This is a genomic window from Paraburkholderia sp. BL17N1 (assembly GCF_003634175.1).
Taxonomy (GTDB): Bacteria; Pseudomonadota; Gammaproteobacteria; order Burkholderiales; family Burkholderiaceae; genus Paraburkholderia.
In genome coordinates this window covers 2,853,239-2,870,948 of the sequence record NZ_RBIW01000002.1, presented here as the reverse complement: position 1 = coordinate 2,870,948, position 17,710 = coordinate 2,853,239, and the positions used below count along the sequence as shown (strand labels likewise).

Sequence of the window (17,710 nt, the reverse complement as noted above, 5' to 3'; positions counted from 1 at the left end):
TGTGCATGTCGCTCACGTCCTTGCGGACGATCCTCTTGTTTCTCCGTTGTATGGTGCAAAAAAGGCGGGGAAACAACGCCGCTATCGGCTAGAACTTTTCGGCCCGGTCTTCCGGGTCGGGCACGGCGGAACGCTGGTTCCGCACGACTGTTTCGGGCTCGCCAACGGCCGCTCACACATCGAACATGTCCGGCCGTTCATGGGCCCGGTCTCTGTCGGTAAAAGAATCTACTTCATGCTGGCCGCCTGACATGTCATCGGCTGCCGACAGTAGGGCTGCGCGAGCGGCGAACCGAATACGGCGGCGGTGGTGATCTTCCAGACCAGCGGAAAGTGCCGAGCCTATTGCGTCGCGCTCAAAACAGACCTTCACGACGCACGCGGCCGAAATGAAGCGATGCGAACACACCCATGACCAGCACGCCGACGAGCAGCGCCACGCTATCGATGTTGAAGCCGGGTGTGAACGGGTGGTGAATCAGCAGCACCAGGCCGATCAGTGTATTCAGCAAGCCCCACAGGAAGTTGACGAGCGGCGACGATGGCCCCTTGCCATGGGGCTCCGAAAACGGAGACGGGAACGTTTCGCCGCGCAGACCAGCGGTCAGATGCGGCATCGCGTTGCACAGGAAGGCACCCGCGAAGAAGGCTACAACGAAGCTCATGGTTCGTCCTTTCGAAGGAAGCGGGAGAAGCGAGAATGGCTAGGGAAGCGTGGAATCGCCGAGTCGCCTGATCAGCGGAATGGCAGCAGCGAGCGTCGCGACGTCCTGCGGATCAAACTGTTCGAGCGTCGCCAGCAGCCATTCGCGTTTGGCCGCCGTGCGCCGCTTGCGTTCGTTCAGCCCTTTGCGCGTGATGGCGAAGAGAATCTGGCGGCCGTCCGTGGGATGCGGTTCCCGCTCAACGCAGGCCTCTTCTTCGAGGCTTGCGAGGATGGTTTTCATGGACTGAGGCTTCATCGATTCGGCGCGCGAGAGAGCCGCGGTGGTCATCGGGCCTTCACGCTCCAACCGCGCGAGCACGCTGGACTGCGACAGGTTCAGGTCGCCGGGGCTGGCGATGCGCAGCCGGCGCAGAAGCTGGCCGACAGCCAGCGCCAGATCGGAGACGACGTTTTCCAGCGGCGGAGTGGATTCAGGGACACGGGTCATGCGCGAAGCGTAAACCAAGACAATTAAACTTGCAAGTTAAACTGTCTAAATGCAAATACGGACTGCACGGTGTGCCTCCGAGGCTGGTGAAAATTTCCCCTTATGAACGCCCTCAATTTCAACTTGTTCTGAATTGCTCCCCTGTAGCAATTGGTTTTAATGCGCTCGTAGTTTCATCTTATGTGCGAATGCACAGAGAAACGACACGGCCGCCATTCCTGGCGGCCGCGTTCGTTATGTCCACTTGATATGTTAGAGCGCGCCTCTCTTAGCCTACCCTCGCGTAGTAAAGATTCTGCGGATGCTTCGCCTCTGCAAAGAAAAACCACCGCTCCGCCACCAGCCCCGCGTATTGCACAAGACACGCCGCGGCCAGCAAGCCGAGCGAAACGCCAATCGAATGCAGGCTCGCGCCTAACGCCATCAATAAAACCGGCGCGACAAAAGCCGTTGCGAGAAAACCCCATTTGACATTGCGCAGCGTGCCCACGGATTTGCCGTGAAAGAACTCGCGCAGATTGAACGCACCGGCGGTAAAACCGCGCGACACCTGCACCAGCTTGGGATTGTGAATGCCGGTGGCGCTCTGCACGGTCGACTTCGGCCGCAAGCGCGCATTGCGCATGAGCGACGCCGAGCGGCTCGCGCAACCGGCGAGCGTCAGCACACATGCGCACACAGCGAGTCCAGCGGTCCACTCAGGCGCGAACCACGCGCTCAAGGCCGTCGCCAGCGTAAAGCCTGACGCGCAACCGAGCAGCGCGAAATTCACCAGCGTGAGCGGCGTGGCCCACTCCTGCAGAAAGCGCAGGCACGCATAGATCATGGCCGTGCAGACGAACAGCACGGCGCTCGCCAGCACGCCGAGCCAGCCGATCGCGAGCGACCACGGCGAGGCGAACCAATGCGCGACGCCATATAAAAACGCGCAGGCGAGAAACGCCGGCAGGCACAGACATTCACGCGACAACCACGACGTGCGCCACATGGCGATCGCGCGCCATGCGCGTTCGGGATGACCGAGATGGAAGAACGACGCGATCAGCCCGAGTCCGCCCAACACCACCGACACGCCCGCGCCGGTGATATAGAACGCACCGGAGGGCGAAGCGAGCAGGCCCAGATGCGCGGCAGTTTCCACACCGACGAGCGCGATCAGCAGACCCTGCGCCGCGCCGCTCAAAGTGGTGAGAAAAACCACGGAGAATGCGGGATTCATCGTGAGGTCCTATGGGTTGATTAGATGCGCGTCGCCATCGACGCAAGATGCAACTCGCCGCGCTCGAATTGCGCATCGAGCGATTCCGGTTCCTGTACCGAGCCCGTCGATTTGCACGCGCACGAGCCACTGCCGCAGCCCGCAGCCTCGGTGGGCACGCGCGGCAAATAGTGATTCGCCGGCCGCGTATTCCACTCGGGCATCAACTGATAACCGCCGCGCTCCTGGATCGCCTTCGACACCACCGACTCCGGATCGTGAATATCGCCGAACAGCCGCGCAGAAGTCGGGCAAGCGAGCACACAGGCCGGCTGCCGATCGCGTTCGGACAGATTTTCATCGTGGATCCGATCGGCGCATAGCGTGCACTTGGTCATCTCCTTGCGGCTTTCGTCGAGTTCGCGCGCGCCGTACGGACACGCCCACGCGCAATACTTGCAGCCGATACAGCGGTCGAAGTCCACCAGCACGAGCCCGTCTTCCTTGCGCTTATAGCTTGCACCGGTCGGACAGACCGGCACGCACGGCGGATCCTCGCAGTGCAGACACGACTTCGGAAAATGAATCGTCTCCGCGTTGGGAAAACTGCCGGCCTCAAAGCTCTGCACCCGGTTGAAGAACGTGCCGGACGGATCCGCGTCGTACGGATTCATATCGGCGAGACTGCCCGATTCGCCCGACGTGTTCCACTCCTTGCAACTCGTCACGCAGGCGTGGCACCCCACGCACACGTTCAGGTCGATCACCAATGCCATCTGTGTCATCACAGGCTCCTTGCGGCTGTCCCGATGTTATTTGCGCGCCGTCGCGCCGCGCAGCCGCGCCGCGAACTCCCCTCGTCCCGCGAAGTAGGTTTGCACGATCCGCGAGATCACACCGTTCTCGCCCGGCACGGCGGGCATCGCTGCGAACTGCGGCAGCGTATGCCGCGCGTCCGCCTCCGCCGGATAGATGCGCACGCGCACGTCGTACCATGCGGCCTGGCCCGTCACCGGATCGGAATTCGACATGCTTCGCGCTACGTCGTCGACGCGGTTGGGCAACTCGTCGGTGATGAGGTGATTGAGCAGGAAACCGCGTTGCGATTCGTTCGCGCCCGGCCCGAGATTCCATGCGCCCGACGCCTTGCCGATCGCGTTCCACGTCCATACCGTGCCCGGCTCGACGGTCTCGCTGAAACGTGCCATGCAGCGCACGCGGCCCCATTGCGATTCGGCGTAGATCCACGCGCCGTCGGCGATACCGTTCTCGGCCGCCATCAACGGATTCATGTACAGATAGTTCTCGCCGTGAATCTGCCGCAGCCATGCGTTCTGCGAGTCCCACGAGTGGTACATCGCCATTGGCCGCTGGGTCACCGCGGCGAGCGGAAACCTGTCGAGGTCGGTCGCCGCGCTTTCGAGCGGCGCATACCAGAACGGTAGCGGATCGAAGTACTTTTCCACCCGCGCGCGCAAATGATCCGGCGGTTGCCTGCCGCTCGTGCGGCCCTGCGCGGCGAGCCTGAATTTCTGCATCACGTCGGAGTAAAGCTGGATCAGAATCGGCTCGCTGAACTTGCGGAAACCATGCTCGACCGCCCACTCGAGATACGGTCCGTTGCAGTTGCGCATATATTGCAGCGTCTCGGGCAACGGGTAATGGAACACGCAATTGTTCTTCGCGTACTGCTCCCACTGGTTCGGATTCGGTTCGCCCACCAAGGCCTTGTCGCCATTTTTGCCACGCCAGCCGATCAGAAAGCCCACGCCGGAATCCGGCGACGTCGTGAAATTGACGACGAAGTCGGGATAGTCGCGAAAGCGGCGCGCGCCCTCCGCGGTCGTGAAGGCAGGAAACTTCAGACGCGACGCAAGCTCGATCAGCACTTCCTGGAACGGCTTGCATTCACCGGTAGGCGGCACAACCGGCACGCGCACCGAATCCACCGGGCCGTCGAATTCGGAGATCGGCCGGTCGAGCATGGACATCGCGTCGTGCCGTTCCAGATAGGTCGTGTCGGGCAGGATCAGATCGGCGAACGCGGTCATCTCCGACTGAAACGCGTCGCACACCACCAGAAACGGAATCTTGTACTCGCCGCTGGCGTGCTTGTCGACCAGCATTTCACGCACTTTCATCGTATTCATCGATGAATTCCACGCCATGTTGGCCATGAAAATCATCAGCGTGTCGATGGGATACGGATCGCCGCGCCACGCGTTGGTAATCACGCTGTGCATCAGGCCATGCACGGCGAGCGGATATTCCCACGAGAACGCCTTGTCGATGCGTACCGGGCCGCCCTGTTCGTCGATGAACAGATCCTCGGGCGCGGCGGGCCAGCCCAACGGGCCGGTGGCAAGCGGCGTATTCGGCTTGACGGCATCGGGGCTGTTCGGCGGTTTCGCCGACGGCGGCACGGCACGCGGAAACGGCGACTTGTGACGAAAGCCGCCGGGCGTGTCGATCGTGCCGAGCAGCGACATCAGCACGGCTAGCGCGCGGATCGACTGGAAGCCATTGGAGTGCGCCGCCAGCCCGCGCATTGCGTGAAAGGCGACCGGGTTGCCGGTGACGGTTTCGTGCGTCTCGCCCCATGCGTCGGTCCAGCGGATCGGCAAGGTGATGCGATGAGCGCGGCTCGTCTGGATCATTTCACCGGCGAGGCGGCGAATCGTGTCGGCCGAAATGCCGGTGATGACGGCAGCCCACTCGGGCGTGCAACCGGCCACGCGTTCGCGCAGCAAGGCGAACGACGGCGTGACGGGTGTGCCATCGTCGAGCGTATAGCGGCCGTCGAGCGCGGGACTGACGCCGGCCGCGTGATGCGGCACGGCGCGCGCGGCTTGAGTGTCCCACCAGAGGTGATTCTGCGGAAACAGCGGATTGCCGACCGGCCGCTCGGGATCGCGCACGAACAGGCCGAAGTTTTCGCTGGCTTCGTCGAGCGAGACGAGTTCCGCCGCGTTGGTGTAGCGGCGCACGAATTCGTGATCCCACGCGTCGGCGGCAATCAACTCGTGGAGGAACGCCATGAACAGCGCGCCGTCGGTGCCGGGCTTGATCGGCACCCACTCGTCGGCGATCGCCGCGTAGCCCGTGCGAATCGGATTGATCGCGATGAAGCGGCCGCCCGCGCGCTTGAATTTCGAAATGGCGATCTTGAGCGGGTTCGAATGATGATCTTCCGCCGTGCCGATCATGAAGAAGAGCTTGGCGCTGTCGAGGTCCGGGCCGCCGAATTCCCAGAACGAGCCACCGATCGTATAGATCATGCCCGCCGCCATATTGGACGAGCAGAAGCCGCCATGCGCCGCGTAATTAGGCGTACCGAACTGTTTGGCGAAGAGCCCGGTCAGCGCCTGCATCTGGTCGCGGCCGGTGAAGAGCGCGAATTTTTTCGGGTCGGTAGCGCGAATGTGGCCCAGACGCTTTTCGAGCACCTCGAATGCATGCTCCCACGACACCGGCACGAACTGCGCGCTGCCGCGCTCCGCGTCCGGCTTGCGCATCAGCGGTTGCGTGAGACGCGCGGGAGAGTACTGCTTCATGATGCCCGAAGCGCCCTTCGCGCAGATCACGCCCTGGTTGAGCGGATGCTCCGGATTGCCGTCGATGTAGCGCACCTCGCCTTCGCGAAGATGCACTCGAATGCCGCAGCGGCAGGCGCACATGTAGCAGGTGGTCGTCTTGATGTCGAGCCGTTCGTTCTGCGTGCGAGCGTGATGTTCCATGCGGGGTCTCCGTCGCTGTTTCGGCTGTCGCGCCGAAGCGGTGGTGATGCGATACCGCACATCCTATGCGCCGTCGCCTCACAAGGGAAATCGCCATTTTCGAGAGAAACTATCCGCTGCGCCGATAGTTTGTGTTTGGCTTTCGACGACGGGGCGGCTAGCGTCGGCCATGCCGCACGCGCTGTCCGACGAAGAGTACGAGTACATCGGCAACCGGCCGGACAGCAACGAAGGCAGGTAGTACTGACCGCGCCGGTTCTGGACATCAGATCGGCGTCAGTACCGCATCGCCCGCAAAATGCCGGCGGGCGTTGTCCAGAAAGTTATCGACCGAGGCTGTGATCGCTTCCGGCGAGCGGCCGCCCACGTGCGGCGTCAGCACCACGTTCTGCAGCATTAGCAAGGCTTCGGGCGGATTGGGCTCGCTCTCGTAGACGTCGAGCGCGGCGCCGGCAATCGTCCCTGCTGTGAGCGCCTGCGCGAGCGCCGCCGTATCGAGCACGCTGCCGCGCGACACGTTGACCACGAAGCCCTGCGGACCTAGCGCCTCGAACACCGCCGCGCCGATCAGATGACGCGTGCCCGCACCGCCCGGCGTCGCGACGATCAAAAAGTCGCTCCAGCGCGCAAGGCCTGCCACGCTATCGAAATACCGATGCGGCGAGCCTTCACGCGGCTTACGGTTGTGATAGCCGATTTCCATCTCGAACCCCGCGCCGCGCCGCGCGACTTTCTCGCCGATGTTGCCGAGCCCGACAATGCCGAGGCGCTTGCCGGAGACGTTCGGTTGCATCGGCAACGAATCGCGCCACACACCCTTGCGCGTGGCCTGATCGAGTTGCGGCACGTCGCGCACCACCGCGAGCAGCAGCGCGAACGCATGATCGGCCACGCAATGATCGTTGGTCCCCGCGCCGTTGACGACCACGATATCGCGCGAGCGGGCGTGGTCGATAGCGAGGTTTTCATAGCCCGCGCCCAGCGCGCTGATCAGTTCGAGTTGCGGCATGCGGTCGATGTCCGCGGCGGCGAGCCCGGTCGTGCCGTTGGTCAGCACGGCGCGAATCGTCTCACCGTGCGCGTCGAGCGCGGCGGCTCGCGCGGTGGCGTCGGGCGCATAGACCACGTCGAACGCGGCTTCGATCTTCGCGCGGCTTGCATCGTTAAGGTGGATCAGAACCAGCAGGGATGGCTTCATGGCGGCGCTTTTTCCTGGCGACGTGAATGGACAGGACAATTTGCAGGCCAGTGTAACAAGCCTCCGGAAGGCTTGCCGGTAAGCCCGCTGAAGGGTCGGCCGCCCCGCTGGATGCGTCCTGGCGCGCCTCAAGTCCAACGGTACGGCGCCGTTATCCCACTGGATGGACTGACGTAAAAATGATGCGTAACCGGTCTTTCTTTTCAGCCACAGCCGAACCCGTCTTAAAATAGCGGCACTTCCGATTTTGAGAATCTCATGCTGGATATCCTCCCGCCCGGCCCGGCGCCCGCCAACGACGATTCCGAGATGTTCGAACTCGCGCCCGTCTCGCTCTGGCTCGAAGACTTCAGCGGCGTGCGCGCCTTGTTCGATGCATGGCGGGCAGACGGCATAACCGATCTGCGCGCGCATTTCGCCGCCAATCCGGGCTGCGTCGCGCAATGCGCGCACAGCATCCGCGTCATCAAGGTCAATCAGAAGACGCTAACGCAATTCGAGGCAGTCGATTTCGAGGCGCTCACCGGCAATCTCGCCTCGGTGTTCCGCGACGACATGCTCAAGACCCACCTGGAAGAGTTATGCCAGTTGTGGGCCGGCCAAGCGCAGTTCACCAGCCAGACAGTCAACTACACGCTCGGCGGACGCCGCCTCGACGTGCTGCTCAAGGGCGCCGTGCTGCCCGGCCACGAGGCGCGCTGGGATCGCGTGCTGGTGTCGGTGGAAGACATTACAGAACTGGAAGGCGCGCGGCATCGCATGACGCTTGCCGAGCAGTATGTGCGCGGTCTGTTCGAATATTCGCCAGTGTCGCTGTGGGTGGAGGATTTCAGCGCGGTCAAGCGTCTGCTCGACGAAGCACGGGCGGCCGGCATCAACGATTTCCGCGTGTTTACGGACGTGCATCCCGAGTTCGTCGAACGTTGCATGCAGGAAATCCATGTGCTCGACGTGAACCAGCACACGCTCGACATGTTCGCGGCGAAGGACAAGAAAACGCTGCTGTCGCATCTCGCCGAGGTGTTCCGCGACGACATGCGTCCGCATTTCCGCGAGCAACTGGTCGATCTATGGGACGGCAAGCTGTTCCAGCAGCGCGAAGTGCTCAACTATTCGCTCGACGGCAGCGAGGTGCATGTGCACCTGCAGTTTTCCGTGCTGCCGGGGCATGAGCAGAGCTGGGATCTGGTGCTGGTGGCGCTCACGGACATCACGGCGCGCAAGAAGGCCGAAGCCTACCTCGAGTTCCTCGGCAAGCACGACGTGCTGACTAAACTGCGCAACCGCTCGTTCTACGTGGACGAATTGAACCGGCTCGAACGCAAGGGTCCGTGGCCCGTGACGATCATCATGGCCGATCTGAACGGCTTGAAACGTGTCAACGATCAGCTCGGCCACGCGGCCGGCGACGCGCTCTTGCGGCGCGCCGGCGAGGTGCTCGCCAAGGCGACCGAGACGCCGTTTCATGCGGCGCGGATTGGCGGCGACGAGTTCGCGATCCTGATGCCGGACACCGACGAGCGCGGGGGCGCCGCAATGATCGATGCGATCCGCCAACTGATCGAGCTGAACAATCAGTTTTATCCGGGGTCACCGCTCAGTTTCTCGATGGGCGCGGCCACCTGCCAGCGCGGCGACCGGCTCGAAGCGGGCGTGCAGCGGGCCGATCTGCTGATGTACGAGGAAAAGCGCGCGACCTACGCGAGCCAGCCGGCGGGCGACCCGGCGGGCCGCTAAACACTGGCTTGGCCGCGCCGGATCATGGCGTGGCGTCGTCGGATGATCAGCGCGTTTTTTGCGTTACGGGGTCGGCGAACCGGACAACGGAGCGACCGGCCCCCGCCCCGCGGTCGGTGCTTCGCCTAGCCCGGCAATTTCGCTGCCAGCACGTCCACTTTTTCGATCGTGGGCGGCGAGACGAACAGGTCGCCGGCCTTCGCCATCAGCGCGGCCGCCACCTTGCCGTTCAGGTGTGCTTCACGGCCGGCTTCATCCGGAAAGGCGTCGAAGATACCGAAGGTGGACGGCCCCAGTTTCAAACCGAACCACGCGACAGTGCCCGGCTCCTCCTCGACCAGCGGCAAGCCGCCGAGCAGAAACGCTTCGACGTCTTTTTCCTTGCCGGGTTTGGCTTCAAGACGAACGTACAGGGCGAGCTTGACCATGACAGAACTCCTGCTGTGAGATGCGAACAATGATGTACTTTGCGAGGGTTCGCAAAGCACGACGAGACATTGGGGACCGCCGGTCTATCGGAAGAGTATAGTCCGCTGCCCGTCTAGCGCCGTCATACGCTTTTCGCGTCAAGATCTACACACGCCGGTTTGCGCTAGCACAGCATTCCGTGTTGCGGATGCGGGCCGCCCGGCGTCCGTCGGCTATACTCGCCGCCCCTGAAGTTTTCCGCGGCCCGGCGCCGCGGTCTGGAAAAAATCATGTCGACAATTCCCGCCTGCCCGCAGTGCGCGATGGAAAACACCTACCCGGACGGCGACAACTACGTCTGCCCCGACTGCGCGCATGAATGGCCGATGAACGCCGCTGCGTCCGTCGACGAAGCCGACGCACGCGTGGTCAAGGACGCCAACGGCAACCCGCTGGCCGATGGCGATGCCGTCGTGCTGATCAAGGACCTGAAAGTGAAAGGCTCGTCGATCACGCTGAAAATGGGCACCAAGGTGAAGAGCATTCGTCTTGTCGGCGGCGATCACGAAGTGGACTGCAAGATGGACGCCGGCAACTTTATGCTGAAGGCCGCGTATCTGAAGAAGGTTTGAGTCTGAACGAACAGCGCTGGCGTGTGCAGCCAGTAGTCACCAGGAGCGACAGCGATGCTTTCCCACGTTTTCATCGGTATCGGCGATTTCGAGCGTGCTTGCAGCTTTTACGACTCGCTGATGGGCACGCTCGATCTGCGCCTCAAATTCCGCGATCCGGAAGCATGCTGGTCCGGCTGGATGGCGGCGGATGCGCCGCGCCCGCTGTTCGTGATCGGTAAGCCCTACGATGGCCAACCCGCGTCGGCCGGCAACGGCCAAATGATCGCCCTGCTCGCCGCGGACCGCGTCACGGTGGATCGCGCGCACGTCGCAGCGCTCGCTCACGGCGGCACGTGCGAGGGGCCGCCCGGTTTGCGTCCGCAATATCACGCGAACTATTACGGCGCGTACTTTTGCGATCCGGACGGCAACAAGCTCTGCGTGTGCTGTCACGAACCGGAAAACCCGGCCGGCGCGACGCGCACTTAGGCGCCCGGAAAGCGCAACTCGAAGCGCACCACGCCCGGCGCCGGACACACCACGCTTGCCGTGCCGCCATGCAAATGCATGATCGCCTTGACGATCGCGAGACCCAGACCGCTCGATTCGGTGGACGCGCTGCGCGCCGCGTCCGCGCGATAGAAGCGGTCGAACAGACGGCCTAGCTGCTCTTCGGGAATCGGCGCGCCGTCGTTTTCGACCGCCACGGTGGCGCCCGCCTCGTCCTGCGTGCCACGCAGACGCACCACGGTGTCGCTCGCCCCGTAACGCACGGCATTGACCACCAGGTTGTTGATCGCGCGGCGGCACAGCATCGGATTGACCGACGCCACGCCTGCGGCCTCGACCACGAAGCGCATCCCGCGTTCGTCGGCGGGACCTTCGAAATAATCTGCGATCCTGACGAGTTCCTCACGCAGATCGACCGGCTCACGTTCCACCGAGAGCGCAGCATGGTCCGCATGCGCGAGAAACAGAATGTTCTCCGCGATATGACTCAGGCGGCTCAGTTCTTCGAGATTCGATTCGAGCACCTGCTGATACTCGTCGGGCTCGCGGGTCCGCGCGAGCGTCACCTGCGTTTGCCCTATCAATGCGCCGACCGGCGTCCGGATCTCGTGGGCCAGATCGGCGGAAAACTGCGAGAGCCGTTGATAGCCCTCGGCGAGACGGTCGAGCATCGCGTTGAACGCATGCGTGATCTGGCGCAATTCGAGCGGCGCCGCCTCGCTGTCGAGCCGCACCGACAGGCTCGTGGGGCTGATCTGCGCGGCCCGCGTGGCAATCTCGCGAACCGGGCGTAGCGCGCGGCGCAGCACGTACCAGGCGAGCAGCGTCGCGGCCAGCATGCCGATCAGCGTGGCCAGCACGATGCGGTCGCGGTACGCCGCCAGCATGCGCATTTCCTCCGTCATCGGATGGCCGGCGATCACTTCGACTTCGGTGCCGTCTTCGCGTGCCTTTGCGGTTGCGATCGCCCAATGCACCGGCACGCCGTTGGCCAGGTGCGTCTGGCGGATATCGGCGAAGGTCGGCAAGCGCCCCTCCGCGTCGGCTTGCAGCGCGGGCACGGCCACGCCCGCCGGGTTCACGTCGATGAACGGCGCCTCGCCCGGGCGGCGAAACAGCAGCACGTCCTGTTCCGCGCCGAGCATGGTCTCGAATAGCAAGGGCCGGGTCTTCAGTTCGCCGACCGGATAGAGATCGCGCACGATGCGGCTGAAATGCTCGACACGGGCGGCCAGCACCACGTCGGCGCGGCGTTGCAGCGAGACTTCGGCGGAGTGATAGAAGTACGCGCCGAGCGTGCCGATCACCACGCATGCGATCGTCGCGAACAGTATCGTAGTGCGAGCCGTGAGCGAGCGCCTGGTCCAGAATTTCATGAGCCGTCGCCGAACGCGTAGCCGATGCTGCGCACCGTATGGATCAGCTTCTTTTCAAATGGATGATCGATCTTGGCGCGCAGCCGTTTAATGGCCACGTCGACCACGTTGGTGTCGCTGTCGAAGTTCATATCCCACACTTCAGAAGCGATCTGCGTGCGCGACAGCGCTTCGCCCTGACGGCGCACCAGCAGATGCAGCAGCATGAATTCCTTATTGGTGAGCGGAATCTCCACGCCTTCACGCGTCACCTTGCGGCGCAGCACATCGAGCTTGAGGTCGGCGATCTCGAACACGTCGCTCTCGCGGATCACACCGCGGCGCAGCAGCGTGCGGATGCGCAGCATCAGTTCGGTAAATGAAAACGGCTTGACGAGGTAATCGTCCGCGCCGAGTTCAAGACCGCGAATTCGATCGCTGACATGGTCGCGCGCGGTCAGGAAGATCACCGGCAGATCGCGCCGCGCCCGCAGCGCACGCATGATTTCCCAACCGTCGATACCGGGCAGCATCACATCCAGCACCACGAGGTCGTACGCATTTTCGAGCGCCATGTGCAGGCCGTCCGTGCCGGTGCGCGCGAGATCGACCGCATAGCCGCTCTCGCGCAAGCCCTTCTTCAGGTAGTCGCCGGTTTTCGGATCGTCTTCGATGACGAGGATACTCATGGTGCTCGGTGCTCGGTGCTCCGATTCGGCGTTGGCGCAGAGCCTCGCCCTGCCGCTCGCCGAATTCTGGACGTGGATATGCCGGTCATTCTACGTGTCCGCCGCGCGCCGTTCATGACGTTTTTGTCATCCGTCTGTCACTCGCCGGAGCCGGTCCCGGGTCTAATCTGCCCCCGTCCTTCACCACCTGGAGCAGATTCATGAAGATCGTTTCCCCGCGTGCGTTGCGCGCTTTCGCCGCCCCCGCGCTCGTCGCCGCTGTTTTGCTTGCCGCTGGACCGGTTGCGCATGCCCAGAGTGCCGTGCCCACCGGTGTCCGTGGCACGGTGACATCGCTGTCGGGCGATCTGCTCAAGGTCCACACGCGCGACGGCAAAGACGTCGACGTGAAGCTCGTCAAGGACACGCCGATCCGCGGCGTGGTGCTCGCAAACATCAACGATATCAAGCCGGACAGCTATGTCGGCACCGCCGCGATTCCGCAGGCGGACGGCACGCTGAAGGCGCTTGAAGTGCATGTGTTTCCGGCGAGCATGCGCGGCGCCGGCGAAGGTCACCGTCCGTGGGATCTCGGCGGCAACAGTTCGATGACCAACGGCACGGTGGGTTCGCTCGTGGTCAGCAACGGCCGCACGATCACCGTGAAGTACAAGGACGGCGAAAAGAAAATCGTGATTCCGCAGGACGTGCCTATCGTCGCGCTGGAATCGGGTGACCGTTCGCTGCTGGTGCCCGGCGCGAAAGTCGTGTTGTTCGCGCACAAGGAAGCCGACGGCTCGATGGCCGCCAACTTTATCTCCGCGGGCGAGCATGGCGTGACGCCGCCGATGTAAGACAGTGCTGCTGTTTTCACCTTGAGCCGGGCAGCCGCGTTCTTGCAGGACGCGGCTTTTCGACTCCCCGTTTGTCTCGTGAGCTTCACACCATGCCCGACACCCCAACGCGCCTGCCCGTTCACCCGCTCGCCGTACGAATCACGCACTGGATCAACGCATTCGCGATGGTCTGCATGGTGATGAGCGGCTGGGCCATTTATAACGCGTCACCGTTTTTCCCGTTCCGGTTTCCGGTTTGGGCGACCGTCGGCGGATGGCTAGGCGGCTCGATTGCGTGGCATTTCGCGGCCATGTGGCTGCTGTGCGCGAACGGGCTGCTGTATTTCGCGTATGGCGTCGGACGTGGGCATTTCCGGCGCAAGCTGTTGCCGGTTCATCCACGCGACGTGGCGCATGACGCCAGCCTCGCGCTGCGCTTCAAGCTACCGCACGATACCGGCAAATATAACGCAGTGCAGCGCGCGCTGTATCTGCTGGTGCTATGTCTTGGCGTGTTGCTGGTCGCGTCGGGGCTGTCGATCTGGAAGCCCGTGCAATTCTCATGGCTCACCGCACTATTCGGCGGCTTTGATTTTGCGCGACGCGTGCATTTCATTGCAATGGCAGGCGTGGTCGGTTTCGTGGTCGTGCATCTGGCGCTCGTGCTGCTGGTGCCGCGCACCTTGCTGCCGATGCTGACCGGACACGCACGGCCACATCCGGCACATAAAGGGAGCGAGGCATGAGCGCACCAAAAACCAACCGCGACGCACGCCGCTCACGCATCGTGCTTGCCGACCATCAACCGCAAATCGAGCGGCTGCAACGGCGCATGTTCCTGCGTTCGTCGCTCTCCATCGGCGCACTGGCGATGCTCTCGGGCTGCAACATGCAGGACGGCGATTCGGTCGACAAGGTGCTCTGGGCGATGTCGCGCTGGAACGATCGCGTGCAGGGCTGGCTGTTCGACCGCAACAAGCTTGCACCGACCTATTCGGCGCGCGAAATCACCGACCCGTTCCCCTTCAACGCCTTCTATCCGGAGTTCGACGCGCCGGACATCGACGGCTCGACGTATCAACTGGAAGTGTCAGGGCTCGTCTCGGACAAGCGCACCTGGAACCTCGATCAGCTACGCGCGTTGCCGCAGGCTTCGCAGATCACTCGCCACATCTGTATTGAAGGATGGAGCGCGATCGGACAATGGCGCGGCGTGCCGTTTCGCACGTTTCTGGAGCGCATCGGCGCCGATCTGAATGCGCGCTATGTTGGGTTCAAATGCGCGGACCGCTATTACTCCAGCCTCGACATGGCGACGGCCCTGCATCCGCAGACGCAGCTCACGCTCGATTTTCGCAACGAGCCGCTGCCGGCCAAATACGGTTATCCCTTGAAGCTGCGCGTGCCGACCAAACTCGGCTTCAAGAATCCCAAGCACATCGCGGCGATTTTCGTGACTAACACGAATCCCGGCGGCTATTGGGAAGACCAGGGGTACAACTGGTTCAGCGGTTTGTAGTGCGGTCCGTTTTGCCCGATCACACGGCAGTAACGTAACGCGCTACGGGTTTCACCACGCGCGGCGGCGGCGCGTCGTAGAGGGCGCGCATGCGCTTCACTTCGTCGACCGGACTCAACCCGAACAGACGCTTGAACTCGCGGCTGAACTGCGACGCGCTTTCATAACCGACGCGCGCCGCGGCCGCGCCCGCATTCAGCCCATCCTGCACCATCAGCAAACGCGCGTGATGCAAACGCGTGGTCTTTACGTATTGCATCGGCGAAGTCGCGGTGACCGCTTTAAACTGCGCATGAAACACGGCGAGGCTCATGCCTGCTTCGGACGCGAGCGTATCGACGCCGAGCACGCCATGGTAGTCGGCATGAATTCGCCGCAGCGCTTTGGCAATGCGGCCGAAATGATTCTGATGCGTGAGCGCCGCGCGAATCGCGTCGCCCTGCTCGCCGGTCAGCACGCGATAACAGATTTCGCGCACCACGCCGGGCGCGAGAATACGCGCGTCGAGCGGCGAAGCCAGCGCATCCATCAGCCGCTGCACCGCATTGCACAGCGCCGGGTCGAGCGGTGTCGAATAAATGCCGACGGGTTCGTTCTGCGCGGCGCCCTGCGTTTCGTTCAACGCCATCAGCAATTCGGCCACCATGGTCAGATCGACGCGCACCGAGATGGCGAGAAACGGCTCTTCCGCACTCGCCTCGGTTTCGCATTCGAATGGCAACGGCACTGAGAGCACCAGGTACTGCTGCGCGTCGTACTGAAACACCTGATCGCCGAGAAAGCCGCGCTTGCGGCCCTGGCAGACGATCACGATGCTCGGTTCGTACATGACCGGCATGCGCGGCATGGGACTATTCGCGCGCATCAGATTGACGCCTTCGAGACTTGTGCGCGTGAAGCCCGGGGTGGGCGCGAGCACATCGAATAATTCGACCAGGCGCTGCTGGGCGGGATCGACCGAGACGGGTTCAGCGGAACGGTGGGACATGACGGTATAGTGACGTGCGAGAGAATAATGCTTGAAATTTAGCACCAAACAACCTATCGCGCTTCTCGCCAGGAGTTTTAGGCAAATCTTCAAGACATTCAGGTATTCCCGGGCTGCCTGCCCGCTCCTATCATGGGAACCCTGCCGGATCATCCTTTTCCGCGCTGCGCCGGGCTCGGTTGCCAATTGCCAGTTTGACGAATTTGCCAGCCACCGCCCGCGCCGTGATCCCGGTTCATGACGAGGTTGGCCACATCGGCGGCATATGTCGCCCATCGCCGACGCCTTGCAACTTCACCCTCTTTGCTGGAGCTACCCATGAGCACGACTTACGCCTATGCAGCGACCGACGCTACTGCGCCGCTCGCCCCGTTCGAAATCCAGCGCCGCGAACTGCGCGCCCACGACGTGCAGATGGAAGTTCTGTTTTGCGGTGTGTGCCATTCCGATTTGCATCAGGCGCGCAACGAATGGAAGAACACGGTGTTTCCGGTTGTGCCGGGCCATGAGATTGTCGGCCGCGTGACCGCGGTGGGTCCGGATGTCACGAAGTACAAGGCTGGCGACCTGGTCGGCGTCGGCTGTCTGGTGGATTCGTGCCGCACCTGTGCGAGTTGCAAGGAAGATCTCGAGCAGTATTGCGAAAACGGTTTTGTCGGCACGTATAACGGTGTTGATCGAGTTGACGGGCAGATCACTTACGGTGGTTATTCCACGCAACTCGTCGTGGATGAAGCCTTCACGCTGCGTGTGCCGGAGAATCTCGATCCCGCTGGCGTGGCACCGTTGCTGTGCGCGGGGATCACGACGTATTCGCCGCTGCGGACCTGGGGTGCTGGTCCTGGCAAGAAGGTCGGCATTGTCGGTCTTGGCGGTTTGGGGCATATGGGTGTGAAGCTCGCTCGCGCGATGGGTGCGCATGTTGTGTTGTTCACTACCTCGCCTTCCAAGATTGAAGATGCGAAGCGGTTGGGTGCGCATGAAGTCGTGATTTCGAAGAATGCCGAGGAAATGGAAGCGCATTTGAATAGCTTCGATCTGATCGTGAATACGGTTGCTGCTCAGCATGATTTGAATCCGTTTTTGAATCTGCTTAAGCGGGATGGGACTATGACGCTGGTCGGCGCACCGGAGCATGATCATCCGTCGCCGCAGGTGTTCAATCTGATCTTCAAGCGTCGCCGGTTGGCTGGGTCGTTGATTGGTGGGATTGCTGAGACGCAGGAAATGTTGGATTTCTGCGGGGAACATGGGATTACTTCGGATATCGAAGTTATTCCTATGAAGGGGATCAATGAGGCTTTTGAACGGATGCTGAAGAGTGATGTTAAGTATCGGTTTGTGATTGATATGGATTCCTTGCGGAAGTGATTTTTTTGGTTTTTTGGCTTGCGCTGCGGGTCGTTTTTTTGGCTTGCGGCGCGGGCTGGTTCTGGTTTTTTTCTTGACCTGTGATTGGTTGTTACGTTGGGGTGTTGGCCTTTCCTTGCTTTGTTAGTGGTCTATTAGCGTTGCCCCTGTGCGGGGCGGCACCTACTTCTCTTTGCCGCCGCAAAGAGAAGTAGGCAAGAGAAAGCGGCTCAAACCGCTAGCCCTTAAGCGGGTCCCCCGCACAGCCGCGGTAGCGGCACATCTGGAATCCGTGCTCTCACACATTCGGCGTGAGTGACAAAGCAGTCATTCTTCCGGCGGCGCTACGCGCGCCCCCCGGTACAAATTAAACCAATCGTCTTTTTCGACGCATCGCCGAGGCGATGCCGACGGCCCCCACAACGCACAAAACGAAGC

The 17,710-nt window shown here is 62.4% G+C and carries 17 protein-coding genes; 7 read left to right on the top strand and 10 right to left on the bottom strand.

Features of this window, described 5'->3' with window-relative positions; translation table 11 throughout:
* Positions 1–356 precede the first annotated feature (356 nt).
* The 6 genes from B0G82_RS32795 to B0G82_RS32770 form a co-directional block, all read right to left on the bottom strand.
* A complete protein-coding gene (locus tag B0G82_RS32795; protein ID WP_121310313.1) occupies positions 357–665 on the bottom strand; it encodes a hypothetical protein in 309 nt (102 codons plus the stop codon).
* A 39-nt stretch (positions 666–704) separates the two neighbouring features.
* On the bottom strand, positions 705–1,154 hold the full coding sequence (locus B0G82_RS32790; protein WP_106280746.1) for a MarR family transcriptional regulator: 450 nt from the start codon (positions 1,152–1,154) through the stop codon (positions 705–707).
* 268 nt (positions 1,155–1,422) lie between these two features.
* Positions 1,423–2,373 (bottom strand): DmsC/YnfH family molybdoenzyme membrane anchor subunit, encoded by a 951-nt coding sequence (locus B0G82_RS32785; protein ID WP_121310312.1) that lies wholly within the window; start codon positions 2,371–2,373, stop codon positions 1,423–1,425.
* A 20-nt stretch (positions 2,374–2,393) separates the two neighbouring features.
* Positions 2,394–3,137 carry a 4Fe-4S dicluster domain-containing protein gene (locus B0G82_RS32780; RefSeq protein ID WP_121310311.1) on the bottom strand — a complete coding sequence of 248 codons (744 nt, stop codon included), beginning with the start codon at positions 3,135–3,137 and terminating at the stop codon, positions 2,394–2,396.
* Positions 3,138–3,164: 27 nt separating this feature from the next.
* Positions 3,165–6,089: a molybdopterin-dependent oxidoreductase gene (locus B0G82_RS32775; protein ID WP_121310310.1), complete on the bottom strand. Its 2,925-nt coding sequence runs from the start codon at positions 6,087–6,089 to the stop codon at positions 3,165–3,167.
* A 265-nt stretch (positions 6,090–6,354) separates the two neighbouring features.
* Entirely contained in the window at positions 6,355–7,287 is a 933-nt protein-coding gene (locus B0G82_RS32770) for a 2-hydroxyacid dehydrogenase (RefSeq protein WP_121310309.1), read from the bottom strand.
* A gap of 258 nt (positions 7,288–7,545) precedes the next feature.
* Between B0G82_RS32770 and B0G82_RS32765 the strand changes: the two genes are divergently transcribed.
* Entirely contained in the window at positions 7,546–9,024 is a 1,479-nt protein-coding gene (locus tag B0G82_RS32765) for a sensor domain-containing diguanylate cyclase (RefSeq protein WP_116144235.1), read from the top strand.
* Between the two features lie 125 nt (positions 9,025–9,149).
* Here the strand turns inward: B0G82_RS32765 and B0G82_RS32760 are convergent, their stop codons facing one another.
* Complete coding sequence (locus tag B0G82_RS32760) at positions 9,150–9,452, bottom strand: antibiotic biosynthesis monooxygenase (RefSeq protein WP_121310308.1); 303 nt, start codon at positions 9,450–9,452, stop codon at positions 9,150–9,152.
* A 270-nt stretch (positions 9,453–9,722) separates the two neighbouring features.
* On the opposite strand from B0G82_RS32760, the gene B0G82_RS32755 reads away from it, so the two are divergent.
* Entirely contained in the window at positions 9,723–10,064 is a 342-nt protein-coding gene (locus B0G82_RS32755; protein ID WP_116144233.1) for a zinc ribbon domain-containing protein YjdM, read from the top strand.
* Positions 10,065–10,118: 54 nt separating this feature from the next.
* The gene (locus tag B0G82_RS32750) at positions 10,119–10,535 is read left to right on the top strand and encodes a VOC family protein (protein ID WP_121310307.1); all 417 of its coding nucleotides are present in this window, start codon (positions 10,119–10,121) and stop codon (positions 10,533–10,535) included.
* On the opposite strand, the gene B0G82_RS32745 is transcribed toward B0G82_RS32750, so the two are convergent.
* A complete protein-coding gene (locus B0G82_RS32745; protein ID WP_121310306.1) occupies positions 10,532–11,932 on the bottom strand; it encodes a heavy metal sensor histidine kinase in 1,401 nt (466 codons plus the stop codon). The genes B0G82_RS32750 and B0G82_RS32745 overlap by 4 nt on opposite strands.
* Positions 11,929–12,600 carry a heavy metal response regulator transcription factor gene (locus B0G82_RS32740; protein ID WP_106280728.1) on the bottom strand — a complete coding sequence of 224 codons (672 nt, stop codon included), beginning with the start codon at positions 12,598–12,600 and terminating at the stop codon, positions 11,929–11,931. Before B0G82_RS32740 ends, B0G82_RS32745 begins: the two co-directional genes overlap by 4 nt.
* A gap of 200 nt (positions 12,601–12,800) precedes the next feature.
* Between B0G82_RS32740 and B0G82_RS32735 the strand changes: the two genes are divergently transcribed.
* The 3 genes from B0G82_RS32735 (at position 12,801) to B0G82_RS32725 (ending at position 14,934) form a co-directional block, all read left to right on the top strand.
* Positions 12,801–13,433 (top strand): hypothetical protein, encoded by a 633-nt coding sequence (locus tag B0G82_RS32735; protein WP_121310305.1) that lies wholly within the window; start codon positions 12,801–12,803, stop codon positions 13,431–13,433.
* A gap of 92 nt (positions 13,434–13,525) precedes the next feature.
* Entirely contained in the window at positions 13,526–14,161 is a 636-nt protein-coding gene (locus tag B0G82_RS32730) for a cytochrome b/b6 domain-containing protein (RefSeq protein ID WP_116144225.1), read from the top strand.
* A complete protein-coding gene (locus B0G82_RS32725) occupies positions 14,158–14,934 on the top strand; it encodes a molybdopterin-dependent oxidoreductase (RefSeq protein ID WP_106280722.1) in 777 nt (258 codons plus the stop codon). Before B0G82_RS32730 ends, B0G82_RS32725 begins: the two co-directional genes overlap by 4 nt.
* Before the next feature lie 19 nt (positions 14,935–14,953).
* On the opposite strand, the gene B0G82_RS32720 is transcribed toward B0G82_RS32725, so the two are convergent.
* Positions 14,954–15,922, bottom strand: coding sequence for an AraC family transcriptional regulator (locus tag B0G82_RS32720; protein ID WP_121310996.1), 969 nt, complete (start codon positions 15,920–15,922; stop codon positions 14,954–14,956).
* 318 nt (positions 15,923–16,240) lie between these two features.
* Between B0G82_RS32720 and B0G82_RS32715 the strand changes: the two genes are divergently transcribed.
* Complete coding sequence (locus tag B0G82_RS32715; RefSeq protein ID WP_121310304.1) at positions 16,241–17,293, top strand: NAD(P)-dependent alcohol dehydrogenase; 1,053 nt, start codon at positions 16,241–16,243, stop codon at positions 17,291–17,293.
* Positions 17,294–17,710: the final 417 nt, after the last annotated feature.